General features: G+C 72.8%; 10 protein-coding genes. 4 read left to right on the top strand and 6 right to left on the bottom strand.

Annotated elements, in window-relative coordinates; all coding sequences use genetic code 11:
- Positions 1–7: 7 nt before the first annotated feature.
- Positions 8–832 carry a metal ABC transporter ATP-binding protein gene (locus CCO02nite_RS06920; RefSeq protein ID WP_146842408.1) on the bottom strand — a complete coding sequence of 275 codons (825 nt, stop codon included), beginning with the start codon at positions 830–832 and terminating at the stop codon, positions 8–10.
- Positions 829–1,788, bottom strand: coding sequence for a metal ABC transporter substrate-binding protein (locus CCO02nite_RS06915; protein ID WP_146842407.1), 960 nt, complete (start codon positions 1,786–1,788; stop codon positions 829–831). Before CCO02nite_RS06915 ends, CCO02nite_RS06920 begins: the two co-directional genes overlap by 4 nt.
- Before the next feature lie 132 nt (positions 1,789–1,920).
- Here CCO02nite_RS06915 and CCO02nite_RS06910 point away from each other — a divergent pair, with 132 nt between their 5' ends.
- Both CCO02nite_RS06910 and dusB read left to right on the top strand, forming a co-directional pair.
- Positions 1,921–3,306, top strand: coding sequence for a glycine--tRNA ligase (locus tag CCO02nite_RS06910; RefSeq protein ID WP_146842406.1), 1,386 nt, complete (start codon positions 1,921–1,923; stop codon positions 3,304–3,306).
- 51 nt (positions 3,307–3,357) lie between these two features.
- Positions 3,358–4,542: a tRNA dihydrouridine synthase DusB gene (gene dusB / locus CCO02nite_RS06905; protein ID WP_146842405.1), complete on the top strand. Its 1,185-nt coding sequence runs from the start codon at positions 3,358–3,360 to the stop codon at positions 4,540–4,542.
- 14 nt (positions 4,543–4,556) lie between these two features.
- Here dusB and CCO02nite_RS06900 read toward each other — a convergent pair whose 3' ends face one another.
- Together CCO02nite_RS06900 and CCO02nite_RS06895 are read right to left on the bottom strand one after the other, a co-directional pair.
- Positions 4,557–5,849, bottom strand: coding sequence for an HNH endonuclease (locus CCO02nite_RS06900; RefSeq protein ID WP_186812604.1), 1,293 nt, complete (start codon positions 5,847–5,849; stop codon positions 4,557–4,559).
- Between the two features lie 409 nt (positions 5,850–6,258).
- Positions 6,259–7,161 carry a carbohydrate kinase family protein gene (locus CCO02nite_RS06895; RefSeq protein ID WP_146842403.1) on the bottom strand — a complete coding sequence of 301 codons (903 nt, stop codon included), beginning with the start codon at positions 7,159–7,161 and terminating at the stop codon, positions 6,259–6,261.
- Between the two features lie 180 nt (positions 7,162–7,341).
- Between CCO02nite_RS06895 and CCO02nite_RS06890 the strand changes: the two genes are divergently transcribed.
- On the top strand, positions 7,342–8,862 hold the full coding sequence (locus CCO02nite_RS06890; protein WP_146842402.1) for an alpha-amylase: 1,521 nt from the start codon (positions 7,342–7,344) through the stop codon (positions 8,860–8,862).
- Positions 8,863–8,919: 57 nt separating this feature from the next.
- On the opposite strand, the gene CCO02nite_RS06885 is transcribed toward CCO02nite_RS06890, so the two are convergent.
- Positions 8,920–10,635, bottom strand: coding sequence for a glycoside hydrolase family 13 protein (locus tag CCO02nite_RS06885; protein ID WP_146842401.1), 1,716 nt, complete (start codon positions 10,633–10,635; stop codon positions 8,920–8,922).
- Positions 10,636–10,749: 114 nt separating this feature from the next.
- Positions 10,750–11,823 carry a LacI family DNA-binding transcriptional regulator gene (locus CCO02nite_RS06880; protein WP_146842400.1) on the bottom strand — a complete coding sequence of 358 codons (1,074 nt, stop codon included), beginning with the start codon at positions 11,821–11,823 and terminating at the stop codon, positions 10,750–10,752.
- Positions 11,824–12,040: 217 nt separating this feature from the next.
- On the opposite strand from CCO02nite_RS06880, the gene CCO02nite_RS06875 reads away from it, so the two are divergent.
- On the top strand, positions 12,041–13,303 hold the full coding sequence (locus CCO02nite_RS06875; RefSeq protein ID WP_146842399.1) for a sugar ABC transporter substrate-binding protein: 1,263 nt from the start codon (positions 12,041–12,043) through the stop codon (positions 13,301–13,303).
- The last annotated feature ends 70 nt before the right edge of the window (positions 13,304–13,373 follow it).

The raw sequence follows: 13,373 nt of genomic DNA, 5'->3' as shown, positions 1-13,373 counted from the left end.
TCCCAGCTCACGGCGCCTCCATCCCGAGCGTCGGGCCCAGCGTGGGACCGAGCGCCGGTCCGGTGGGCGGCGGGTCCGGGTCGTGGTGCGCGTGCTCGTGGTGGTGCGTGGCACCGGCGTGGTCGAGCCGCGGTCGCGGTGGCAGGCCGTCGTGCACGACCCGACCGTGCCGCAGCACGACGGCGCGCTGGATGAGCGGCTCGAACGGACCGAGCTCGTGCAGGATCACGACGACCGTCGCGCCCTGGCCGTGCAGCCGGGCGACGGTGTCGACGAAGGTCGCCTGCGTCGGCACGTCGATGCCGGAGGTCGGTTCGTCGAGGACGAGCAGCTCGGGTTCGCGCACGAGTGCGCGCGCGATGAGGACCCGCTGCTGCTGACCGCCCGACATCTCCTGGACGGGCCGCCGCTCGTGCCCGGCCATCCCGACGGCGTCGAGCGCCGCACGGACCCGGGTCCGCCAACCCCGCGGCGGGCGCAGCGCGCGCCCGTGCAGCAGCCCGGAGGCGACGACCTCCACTGCGGTGGCGGACACGCCCGAGGACGCGGGCATCCGCTGCGGCACGTAGCCGATGCGTGACCACGGAGCGCGGGGCCCGAGCGGCTCGCCGAGCAGGTGGACCGTTCCGGCGCTGAGCGGGACCGCGCCGAGCAGCGCGCGCACGAGCGTCGACTTGCCGGAACCGTTGGTGCCGAGCAGCGCGACGACCTCGCCCGCGGGCACGACCACGTCGACGCCGAGCAGGATCCGCGACCCCCCGAGCGTCACCTCGACGCCGTGCGCCTCCACGGCGTTCGTCGGACCCGTCGCGTCCGTCCGGTCAGCGCTCACGAGCAGGACAATGCCACGCGCAGGGCGTCGAGGTTCGCGTCGGCCACGGTGAAGTAGTCCTCACCGGCGGCCAGCGCGCTCTCGCTGATGCTCTCGATGGGGTCGAGCACCGCTGCGTCGATCCCGAGGTCGTCGGCCAGGGTCTGCGCGACCTTGGGGGAGACGAGCGACTCGAAGAAGATCGTCGTGACCTGCTCGTCGCGCACGACCTTCGCGACCGCGGTGAGCCGGGCCGGGGACGGCTCGGCCTCGGGGTCGAGCCCCGAGATGCCGACCTGCTCGAGCCCGTACCGGTCCGCGAGGTAGCCGAAGGCGGCGTGCGCGGTGACGATCACGTCGCGCTCGCACACCGCCAGCCCCGACTCGTACCGCGCATCGAGCTCCGTGAAGCGCGCCGAGAGCGCGTCCGCGCGCGCCCGGAACTCGTCGCCGTGCTCGGGCGAGACCGCCGTCAGCGCGTCGGCGACGGCCCCGGTCACCGCCGGCATCCGGCTCGGGTCGAGCCAGAAGTGCGGGTCGAGGTCGCCGTGGTCGTGCTCGTCGTGGGCGTCGTCGCCGCCGAGGTCCTCGTCGGCGTGCTCGTCGTGCGCGTGCTCCTGCGCGAGCGTGAGGAGGTCGACGTGGTCGGCCGCGTCGACGACGTGCTCGGGATCGGTCTGCGCGACGGCGTCGTCGACCGCGGCCTGGAAGCCCGACAGGTACACGACGAGGTCGGAGGTCGACACGCGCGAGACCTGCGCGGGGGACAGCTCGATGTCGTGCGGTTCGGCGCCGGGCGGCGTCAGCGAGCTGACGTCGACGACGTCGCCGCCGACCTCCTGCGCGACGAGCTGCAGCGGGTAGAACGAGGCGAGCACCTGCAGGCGGCCGTCGGACGGGTCCGACGAGCATGCGCCGAGGCCGAGTGCCGCGGGCAGGACGAGTGCGACGACCGCGGCGGTCCGACGGGGGCTCATGACGATCATTCTCATTAATGTGAGAACCGTTGTCAAAAAGGGGTGCCGGGAGAGACCCGGCAAGCCGGTAGCCTGGGCGGGCCGATCCCGCAGCACCCAGCCGCGGGTCCCCACCTCTGGAGTGATCGCACCGTGGCAGCACCCTCGCGCCTGGATTCCGTCGTCTCCCTCGCCAAGCGGCGCGGTTTCGTCTTCCCGAGCGGTGAGATCTACGGAGGTACGCGGTCCGCGTGGGACTACGGGCCGTTGGGTGTCGAGCTCAAGGAGAACATCAAGCGCCAGTGGTGGCGCGCGATGGTGACGAGCCGCGACGACATCGTCGGCCTGGACTCGTCGGTCATCCTGCCCCGGCAGGTCTGGGTCGCCTCGGGCCACGTCGGCGTGTTCACCGACCCGCTGACCGAGTGCCTGTCCTGCCACAAGCGCTTCCGCGAGGACCAGATGCTCGAGGAGTTCGAGGAGCGCAAGGGTCACGCACCCGACGGCGGCCTGGCCGGCGTCCCGTGCCCGAACTGCGGCACCAAGGGCCAGTGGACCGAGCCGCGCGACTTCAACATGATGCTCAAGACGTACCTCGGTCCGGTCGAGGACGAGTCCGGCCTGCACTACCTGCGGCCCGAGACCGCGCAGGGCATCTTCGTCAACTTCAAGAACGTCTACACCGCGGCGCGCATGAAGCCCCCGTTCGGCATCGGTCAGATCGGCAAGTCGTTCCGCAACGAGATCACGCCGGGCAACTTCATCTTCCGGACCCGCGAGTTCGAGCAGATGGAGATGGAGTTCTTCGTCGAGCCCGGCTCCGACGAGACGTGGCACCAGTACTGGATCGACTTCCGCACCGACTGGTACGTCGACCTGGGCCTGAGCCGCGACAACCTGCGGCACTACGAGCACCCCGCTGAGAAGCTCTCGCACTACTCGAAGCGCACCGTCGACATCGAGTACCGCTTCGGCTTCCAGGGCAGCGAGTGGGGCGAGCTCGAGGGCATCGCCAACCGCACCGACTTCGACCTCTCGACGCACACCGAGCACTCGGGTCAGGACCTCTCGTTCTTCGACCAGGCCAAGAACGAGCGGTACGTGCCGTACGTCATCGAGCCCGCCGCGGGCCTTACACGAAGCCTCATGGCGTTCCTGGTCGAGTCCTACGCCGAGGACGAGGCGCCCAACACCAAGGGCGGCGTCGACACGCGGGTCGTGCTCAAGCTCGACCCGCGCCTGGCCCCGGTCAAGGCCGCCGTCCTGCCGCTGAGCCGCAACGAGCAGCTCAGCCCGAAGGCCCGCGACCTGGCCGTCGAGCTGCGCAAGCACTGGAACGTCGACTTCGACGACGCCGGCGCGATCGGCCGCCGCTACCGCCGTCAGGACGAGATCGGCACGCCGTTCTGCATCACCGTCGACTTCGACACGCTCGACGACCAGGCCGTGACGATCCGCCACCGCGACGACATGAGCCAGGAGCGCGTCGCGCTGGACCAGGTCACGTCCTACCTGGCACCTCGTCTCCTGGGCGCCTGACGGCGTCAGCCGGCGCCGCGCCGAGGAGCGGTCGATGGGAGACTGGAGCGCGTGACTGCCACCGTCGAGCGGACCCCGGTGCTGCCGCCGCTGCAGATCGGACCGATCACCGTCGAGACCCCCGTCGTGCTCGCGCCCATGGCAGGCGTGACCAACGCGGCGTTCCGACGGCTCTGCCGTGAGTCCGGTGCAGGCCTGTACGTCGCGGAGATGCTCACCAGCCGCGCACTCGTCGAGCGCTCGCCCGAGTCGTTCCGCATCATCGCGTTCGAGCCCGACGAGGTGCCCCGCTCGGTCCAGGTGTACGGCGTGGACCCCGCGACCGTCGGCGCCGCGGTGCGGCTGCTCGTCGAGGAGGACCGCGCCGACCATGTCGACCTGAACTTCGGCTGCCCGGTGCCCAAGGTCACGCGCCGCGGCGGGGGAGCGGTCCTGCCCTGGAAGCGGGACCTGTTCCGCGCGATCGTCACTGCGGCGGTGGCGGCGGCGGCCCCGCACGGCGTCCCGGTGACGGTCAAGATGCGCAAGGGCATCGACGACGAGCACCTCACCTACGTCGAGGCGGGCCTGACCGCCCAGGACGCGGGCGTCGCGGCGGTCTCGTTGCACGGGCGCACCGCGGCGGACTACTACTCGGGCACGGCCGACTGGGACGCGATCGCCACGCTCAAGCAGGCGGTCACCGACATCCCGGTGCTCGGCAACGGCGACATCTGGTCCGCCGAGGACGCGCTCGCGATGGTCGCGCACACGGGCTGCGACGGCGTCGTCGTCGGGCGCGGGTGCCAGGGTCGGCCCTGGCTGTTCGCGGACCTGGCAGCCGCGTTCGCGGGTTCCGACGAGCGGATCCGACCCGGTCTCGGTCACGTCGCGCACGTCGTGCGCCGACACGCCGAGCTGATGGTCGAGCACTTCGGCGACTGGGCCGACGAGGGCGAGGGCAAGGCGCTGCGCGAGATGCGCAAGCACATGGCGTGGTACTTCAAGGGCTACGTCGTGGGCGGCGACCTGCGCGCGCGTCTCGGGCTCGTCTCGAGCCTGGCCGAGCTCGACGACCTGCTCGCCGAGCTGGACCTGACGCAGGGCTACCCGGGCACCCCCGCCGAGGGGCAGCGCGGCCGCGCCGGCTCGCCCAAGCGACCGCACCTGCCGTACGGATGGCTCGACTCGCGCGAGCTGTCCGACGAGTTCCGCGCCGAGCTCCAGGAAGCCGAGATCGGCATCTCCGGCGGCTGAACGCGCCACACCGGTCACCACGGCGGCCGCCCCGGCGCGTCCGGTGGCGCGTTCTCGAGGCGTCCGTCCGCATGCGCGAACGTGTAGGTCGCGCCCGCGCGCACCCGCTCGCCGCGTGGCCGGTCGCGGGGTGGCCGGTCGCGCGTTGGTCGGTCGTGGTGTGGTCGGTCGCGCGGCGGTGCGACAGTCGGCGTGAGGCGGGTCACCCGCAGGTCGAGCTCGTGGACGACGTGATGGTGGTGCGAGCACAGGAGCACCGCTCCGTCGACGTCGGTGGTGCCGCCGCGACTCCACCACGTGATGTGGTGCACCTCGCACCAGTGCGCGGGGGCGTCGCAGCCGTTCCACCCGCAGTGGCGGTCGCGCGCGATCACCGCGCGCCGTTGGGCCGCCGTATCCAGGCGCTGGGTGCGGCCGACGTCGAGCGGCATGCCCTCGGCGTCGACCACCAGCCGCGTGAGCTCGCAGTCGCACAGCACTCGCGCCAGCTCGGTGGCGGACAGCGGCACACCGTCCAGCGTGGTGGCCGGGGGAGTTCGGTCGGCGTCGGCGCCGGCGCCGGTACGGCGGGCGCGGAGCGCGGCGAGGGTCTCGAGGTCCATGAGGACCGTGACGTTGGGTCTGTTCTGCGCGCTCGTGAGCCGCCCGCCCGACACGCCTGACGGTGCGGCTCCCGCGTCGGGCGCATCCGCCCCCGTCGCCCCGACGACCGTGCCGTGGCAGGCCAGCGTGTGCTCGGCGAGCGACGCGAGGGCGTCGGCGTTCGCCTGGCCGCGGTCGCGGTCCTCGTCGGGACGGTGCCCGGTGGACTCCAGGGCGAGCTGGAGCCTGCGGCCGGTGACCGCGTCGACCCGGCCGCGCAGCAGCGTCGAGTCGCCCGAGTGACTCATCCGGAAGAACCGCGCGCGCCGGGTGTCCTTGCGGTCGTCGTCCAGCGACTCCGGGTCCAGCTCGGCCGCGAGAACCGCCAGCTCGCGACCGAACTGCGTCGACGTCGCCGACCGCGCCGCGATCGCGAGCACCGCGACCTCCCCCTCCGGGGACGCCAGCGCGGTCCGCACGCGCACAGACGCGTCCGCGACCACGCGAGCGAGCTGGTCCGCGAAGCCGACGTGCACACGACCGTCCGCGACCGCGGCCGCGAAGCCCGGCATCGAGGCCAGCGCCTGCGCACCGGCGAGCTCCCGGGCGGCCTGGAAGGACGAGGAGCGCGTCTCGCGCGCCCGTGTGTCCGCGTACGACCGGTCCGAGGCCGTCGCGCCGGCACCCTCGAGCGCCCGTGCGACGAGCAGCGGCGCGCGCGGCACGCAGCGCGCCCTCCGCGGCGTCGAGCACCCGCAGCGCCGCCGCCCGTTCGGCACTCGTCCACGCCGCACACCCGAGGGCTGCGGAGGCCAGTTCGGCGACGACCCTGCGGACGTCGGCGAGGAGCCGGTCAGGTTCGGTCGACCACCCGCCGCTCGCGGACCCGGCCACGGGGCGACCCCATGACGAGTCCTCCAGGGCACCGGGCAGCAGGGATGCGTCACCGACTGCGTCCCGACCACATTCGAACATGTGTTCTATAGTAGACGAATGCGACATGCTGTCAAGCTTCTGACCTGGGCAAACATATCCACAGGCAAGTCTCTGGGGGCGGGTGGCGGAGTCGTCGGGGCGCCAGACGGTCGGCCGGACCGGCGTGCACGCGGTGCGCCGCGGGCGTCTCGCCGGAGGTCAGCCGCGCGTGACCGTGACCGTGTCGGCGAGCGCCCGCAGCGCCGGGACGGACGCGTGCGGGGCGCCCAGCCCCGGCTGCGACACCGCCAGCGCGCCGGCCGCGGACGCCTCCGCGAGTGCCCGCTCGCGCGGCAGACCGTCGAGCGTCGCCCGCAGCAGGCCCGCGACGAACGCGTCACCCGCACCCTCCGCGTCGGCGAGGGCGGTCACGGCCGCCGGAGCGACGTGCCACCAGCCGTCGCCGTCCAGCGCGAGCGCGCCGTCGGCACCGAGCGTGCACACCGCGAGCCCGCAGCCGCGCCCGACCGCGGCCCGCAGGTACGCCTCAGGATCGGCGAGCCGCGCACCGGACACGACGAGCACGTCGGCCGCGGCGGCGAACGCGCGGGGGTAGTCGGCGACGCCGTCGTCGTCGTGCACGTCGCACCAGACGGGGACACCCGCCTCGCGCGCGACCGACAGCAGCTCGCGCGACGACTCCGCGAGGTCGAGCACGGCCACGCGGGCGCCCGCGACGAGTCCGCGAACCTCGTCGTCGGCCGGCGGGGCGGTAGGCAGGTCGAGGTAGACAGAGACTCGCGAGCCGTCGTCGGAGACGAGGTTGACATGCCGTTCGGTGCCGCCGGCCACCGCGCGCCGGTCGACGAGACGCAGGCCGGGACGGACCAGCGCCGTGCGCACCGCCGCGCCGCGTTCGTCGTCGGCCGTCGTCGTGACCAGGACCGTCGGCACGCCGAGCGCGGTGAGCGTGACGGCCTTGCCCGCGGACGTCCCGCCGAGGCCGTCGGTGTGACCGCCGGCGAACAGGGTCTGCGCGCGCGGCTCCGGCAGCGCTGCGACGCGGACCACGGTGTTCCACGAGGCGGCGCCGTTGACGAGAACGTACTCGGGTGCAGGCATGGTCGAGACCGTAGCGGGTCGCCTGCGCCACGCGCGGGCGGCGGTTGCGCGACGGTGTGGTCACGAGTCGGTGACGACGGGCGTGACTCACAGGCGGGGTGGTTAGGGTGCCTTGCGAAACGCGTGCAACCGCTTGCAGACGCCTGAGCGACGACGCCCCGCACCGAGCCGGAGATGACGATGACGCCGACCCCCTTCGCGGAACCCACGCCGCGCGCCCCCCGCAGACGCCGCGGCGTGCTCGTCGCGACGGCGGTCGCGGTCGCGGTCGCCGCGCTCGGGGCGTGCTCGAGCGAGCCGGCCGACCCGGCGACCCAGCCCGCGACGGACGGCTCCGGTCACGACGTCGGCGTCCAGCTCTTCCAGTGGACCTGGGACGCGATCGCGGCCGAGTGCACCGACGACCTGGGCCCCGCGGGCTACGCCTGGGTGCTCACGTCGCCGCCGCAGGAGCACGTGCTGGGCGGGCAGTGGTGGACCGCGTACCAGCCGGTGAGCTACCTGCTCGAGTCGCGGCTCGGCACGCGCGAGCAGTTCGCCGCGATGGTGGCCACGTGCCACGACGCGGGTGTGGACGTGCGGGTCGACGCGGTCGTCAACCACATGACCGGCCAGGACGAGCCGGGCACGGGCTGGGCGGGCTCGTCGTACGAGCACTACGAGTACCCCGGGATCTGGACGTACGACGACTTCCACCACTGCGGCCTGTCGACGTCGGACGACATCGTCAGCTACTTCGACCGGGCCCAGGTGCAGACCTGTGAGCTGGTCAACCTCGCCGACCTTGCCACCGAGACCGCCCCCGTGCGCGAGCGGCTGAGCGCGTACCTGCAGGACCTCGTCAGCCTCGGCGTCGACGGGCTGCGCATCGACGCGGCCAAGCACATGGCCGCCGACGACATCGCCGCGATCCTCGCGCCGCTGACGAAGGGCGACGCCGACGACGGGGCCGACCTGGCGATCATGCAGGAGGTCATCCGCGGCTCCGCGGAGCCGATCTCGCCCGACGAGTACCTCGGCAACGGCCAGGTCTACGAGTTCACGTACGGCAAGGAGCTCAAGGGAGTCATCGCGGGCAGCCCCGGCCTGGCGCTCGAGCTGGGCGACGCGACCGCGCGCTACGTGCCGTCCGACGACGCCGTGGTGTTCGTCGAGAACCACGACACCGAGCGCAACGGGTCGACGCTGAGCTACCAGGACGGCACCGACGACGCGCTCGCGACCGTGCTCATGCTCGCGGGCGCGTACGGCACGCCGCAGGTGTACTCCGGATACTCGTTCACGGACACCGACGCCGGGCCGCAGCAGCTCGACGACGGCGAGGTGGTCGACGCGACCTGCGGCGGCGACCCGCGGCCCGGCGCCGACCTGAAGGACGGCGCGTGGGTGTGCCAGCACCGCTGGCCGCAGGTCGCCGGGATGGTCGGCTGGCGCGGCGTCGTCGGCGACGCGCCTGTGGTCGACACGTGGAGCGAGGGCGACGCGGTGGCGCTGGGCCGCGGGCAGCGCGGGTTCGTCGTCGTGAACTTCGGGGACGACGAGCTGCGCACCACGCTCACGACGAGCCTGCCCGACGGCTCCTACTGCGACGTCCTGGCCGGCGGCGAGGACTGCACGAAGGTCACCGTCGAGGACGGTCGGGTGGACGTCGTGGTGCCGGCCGGCGCCGCGCTGGCCTGGGACGTCGCGGACCGAGTCTGACGGTCGTCCGCTCGGGCCGGGGTCGGGGTGGCCCGAGCGGACGACGGGACACAAGCCTCAGTCCGCGCGCAGCCAGACGGTCGTGTCGGACGGCAGGAGGAGGCCCGTTCCCGACGAGCCGGCCAGCTCGTCGGACGCCAGCAGCACGCGGGCGCCGGCCGGCAGCGCCACGGGATCGGCTCCGAGGTTCGCGACGACACGCACCGACCGGTTCACGAGGTCGAGCACGTCCGCGCCGGACGCCAGCCACGCCAGCCCACCCGAGCCGAGGCTCTGGTCCCTGCGCAGCGCAAGGGCCGCGCGGTAGGTCTCGTACGTCGAGCCCGGCACGCCGCGCTGCGCATCGAGCGCGTAACGCGCCCACGACGAGGGCTGCGGCAGCCAGGTCGCGCCCGACGCCGAGAACCCGAAGGCAGGTTCGTCGGACGCCCACGGCAGCGGGACCCGGCAGCCGTCACGGCCACGCTCGGCGCCCCGGGTGCGGAAGAAGGCGGGGTCCTGACGCACGTCGTCGGGCAGTGCGGTGTGGTCGGGCAGCCCGAGCTCCTCGCCCTGGTAGAGGTACGCCGAACCGGGCAGCGCGAGCATCAGCAGCGAGGCCGCCCGGGCGCGCCGCAGGCCCAGCTCCTCGTCGGGCTGCTCGTCGTCCGGGCCGATGCCGTTGGGCCGCGAGCCCGGAACGGACAGCCCGAGCCGGGAGGCGTGCCGCACGACGTCGTGGTTGGACAGCACCCACGTCGTCGGCGCGCCGACCGCGTCCAGCGTCGCGTAGGACTCCTCGACGACCGCGCGCAGCGCGGCCGCGTCCCAGTGCGTCGCGAGGAACGCGAAGTTGAAGGCCTGCTGCGCCTCGTCCGGGCGGACGTAGCGCGCGAGGCGGGTCAGCGGCTCGACCCACGCCTCCACGACGAGCGCGCGGTCGCCGTCGTACTCCGCGAGCACCTCGTGCCACGCGCGGTACACGTCGTGCACGTCGTCCTGGTCGAACATCGGCGCGGGCCGGTGCTCGGGCGTCTCGTCCGCCGGCTCGTCCGCCGGATCGTCCTCGGTGCCCTCGATCATCGAGACGTGGCCGTGCCAGTCGGGCAGACCCGACTCCTTGACCATGCCGTGCGCGACGTCCACGCGGAACCCGTCGACGCCGCGGTCGAGCCAGAACCGCAGCACGTCCTCGAACTCGGTGTGCACCTGCGGGTGCTCCCAGTTCAGGTCGGGCTGGCGCGTGTCGAACAGGTGCAGGTACCACTGGCCGTCGGGCACGCGGGTCCAGGCGGGGCCGCCGAAGATCGACTCCCAGTTGTTGGGCGGCAGCTCGCCGTGCTCGCCCCGGCCCTCGCGGAACAGGTACCGCTCGCGCGCGGCGGAGCCGGGACCGGCGGCGAGCGCCTCGACGAACCACGCGTGCTCGTCGGACGTGTGGTTGGGCACCAGGTCGACGATCACGCGCAGCCCGAGGCCGTGCGCACGCGCCAGGAGCGCGTCGAAGTCGTCGAGCGTGCCGAACAGCGGGTCGACGTCGCGGTAGTCGGCGACGTCGTAGCCCGCGTCGGCCTGCGGCGAGCGGTAGAACGGCGAGAGCCAGACCGCGTCGACGCCCAGCTCGGCGAGGTGGTCCAGGCGTGCGGTGATGCCGGGCAGGTCGCCGACGCCGTCGCCGGAGCCGTCCGCGAACGAGCGCGGGTAGACCTGGTAGATGACCGCGTGCCGCCACCACGAGGCGTCGGGTTCGCCCGGCGCGTGGACGTACGAGGGACGGGTGTCGAGCTGGGTCACGGAACGGTGCCTCTCGGGTGGGGGCGGGAGCGTGGGTACGACGAGGGTGCGGACGGGCGCCGGGGCACCTGGTCCGGGCGCCTCGGGGCGTGGCCGGGGACCGGCCGCGCCGGGTCAGCGCAGGACGGGCGTGGCGATCGCCGAGAGGTCGGTCCGGGCGCCGGGGGCGGCACCCGTCGAGCCGCGCACGATGAGCTCGGGGTGGAACTTGAGCTCGATGCGGGAGGCCGGCGTGCCGTTGATCTCGGCGACGAGCGCCGAGACGGCGGCGTGTCCCATCGCGAGGACGGGCTGGCGCACGGTGGTCAGCGGCGGGTCGGTGAACGCGATCAACGGCGAGTCGTCGAACCCGACGACCGACAGGTCCGTCGGCACCTCGAGCCCGCGCGAGCGGGCGGCCCGGATCGCGCCGAGGGCCATGAGGTCCGAGCCGCAGACGATCGCGGTGTGCCCCGACTCGATGAGCTCGAGTGCCGCGGCCTGACCGCCCTCGACGGTGAACAGCGTCGAGACGACGTGCCCGTCGGGCTTCGTCACGCCGAGATGGCGCTCGAGGTTGGCGGCGAACTCCTGGCGCTTGCGGGCCGCGGGCACGAACCGGTCCGGGCCGATCGCGAGGCCGATGTTGCGGTGCCCGAGCGAGACGAGGTGGCGGAACGCGAGGTCGAGCGCCGCGGCGTCGTCGGTCGACACGAACGGCGCGTCGACACCCTCGGCGAAGCCGTTGACCAGGACGATCGGCATCCCGCGGCTGCGCAGCCGGTGGTAGCGGTCCTTGCTCGCGGACGTGTCGGCGTGCAGGCCGGAGACGAAGACGATGCCGGCGACGGCGTGCTCGAGGAGCATCTCGACGTACTGGTCCTCGGTGGTGCCGCCGGGCGACTGCGTGCACAGCAGCGGCGTGTAGCCGCGCTCGGTCAGCATCGACTCGATGACCTGCGCGAACGCCGGGAACACCGGGTTCGCGAGCTCGGGGACCACCAGTCCGACGAGGCCCGCGGAGCGGGTGCGCAGCTTCTCCGGGCGCTCGTAGCCGAGCACGTCGAGGGCGGCCAGCACGGCCTGCCGCGCCTGGGCGGATACGCCGTGCTTGCCGTTGAGGACTCGCGAGACGGTGGCCGTGCTGACGCCGGCCTGCTCTGCGAGATCCGTTAGGCGGGTGCGCACGGGTGGCAGCGTAGGGGACACAGGACCTCCTCGTCCTCGGCCGATCAGGTAGATCCGATCAGATAGACCGGCCGCGCCCGTCCTGGAAGTCGGACGGGCGTCTGAAACCGTTGCCTGAAAGTTACCGTAACGACTTGCAGCACGTGTTGCAACGAGGCTAGCGTCTGCGGCATCAGGCCAGAGTCGGCGCGGAGACGCCGAGGATGGCAGACCTCCACCGACCCAGGAGACGACGACGATGCGACGGAGCATCCCGGCCCTTGCGGCCGCCCTCGGCCTGGCGCTCACGATGAGCGCCTGCTCGAGCGACAGCCCTTCCGACAACGAGACGACCGAGCCCACCGCGGCCGCGACGACCGAGGCGCCGGCGCTGACCGGCACGCTGACGATGTGGGTCGACGAGACCCGCATCGACGTGATGAAGCCCATCGTCGAGGAGTTCACCACCGAGACCGGCGTCAAGGTCGACCTGGTGCAGAAGGCGTCGGGCGACATCCGCACCGACTTCGTCGCGCAGGTCCCGACGGGCCAGGGCCCGGACGTCATCATCGGCGCGCACGACTGGACCGGCGAGTTCGTCAACAACGGCGTCGTCGCCCCCGTGCAGCTCGGTGACAAGGCCGCGGGCTTCGCGACCTCCGCGATCCAGGCCTTCACGTTCGACGGCAACCTCTACGGCACGCCGTACGCGATCGAGAACATCGCGCTGGTCCGCAACAACGCGCTCGTCCCCGAGACGAAGGCGACCACGTTCGACGAGCTCATCGCCGAGGGCAAGGCTGCCGGCACCAAGTACCCGGTCCTCATCCAGCAGGGCGACGCGGGCGACGCGTACCACCTGTACCCGCTGCAGACGTCGTTCGGCGCCCCGATCTTCACGCAGGAGGCGGACGGCTCGTACACGAACCAGCTCGGCCTCGGCGGCACGAACGGCGAGAACTTCGCCAAGTACCTGCAGAAGCTCGGCCAGGACAAGGTCCTCGACCCCGCCATCGGCGGCGACCAGGCCAAGGAGGCCTTCGAGAACGGTGAGTCGCCGTACATCGTGACCGGCCCCTGGTACACCACCGAGTTCACGAGCAAGGGCATGGACATCACGGTCCTGCCGGTGCCGAGCGCCGGTGGCTCCGAGGCGCAGCCGTTCGTCGGCGTGCAGGGCGCGTTCATCTCCGCGAAGTCGGCCAACCCGGTGCTCGCGAACGAGTTCGTCGTCAACTTCCTCTCCACCGAGAAGGTCCAGACCGAGCTCTACCAGGCCGGTGGCCGCCTCCCGGCGCTGACCGCCTCGGCCGAGCTGGTCGACGACCCGGTGCTCGCCGGCTTCAACGCCGCCGGTGCGACCGGCGCGCCGATGCCGTCGATCCCCGAGATGGGCGCCATGTGGCAGTTCTGGGGCACCACCGAGGTGCAGATCATCTCCGGCCAGGCCGCTGACCCGGTCGCGGCGTGGAACACGATGGTCGCGAACATGCAGGACGCGATCGACAACCCGTCCTCCTGATCGCAGCGGCCGCCCGCACCACCGTCCCTCGGTGGTGCGGGCGGCCGTCGCACATCCCGGCGGGTCCGCC

It is taken from the genome of Cellulomonas composti (genome assembly GCF_007990245.1).
Taxonomy (GTDB): domain Bacteria; phylum Actinomycetota; class Actinomycetes; order Actinomycetales; family Cellulomonadaceae; genus Cellulomonas; species Cellulomonas composti.
The sequence above is the reverse complement of the archived record's forward strand: the minus strand, read 5'-3'. Positions and strand labels throughout refer to the sequence as shown.

Excerpts from the sequence above, each read along its gene's own strand:
- CCO02nite_RS06915 (WP_146842407.1), bottom strand. The coding sequence starts at position 1,788 with ATGAGCCCCCGTCGGACCGCCGCGGTCGTCGCACTCGTCCTGCCCGCG.
- CCO02nite_RS06895 (WP_146842403.1), bottom strand. The coding sequence starts at position 7,161 with ATGCCTGCACCCGAGTACGTTCTCGTCAACGGCGCCGCCTCGTGGAAC.
- CCO02nite_RS06890 (WP_146842402.1), top strand. The coding sequence starts at position 7,342 with ATGACGCCGACCCCCTTCGCGGAACCCACGCCGCGCGCCCCCCGCAGA.
- CCO02nite_RS06875 (WP_146842399.1), top strand. The coding sequence starts at position 12,041 with ATGCGACGGAGCATCCCGGCCCTTGCGGCCGCCCTCGGCCTGGCGCTC.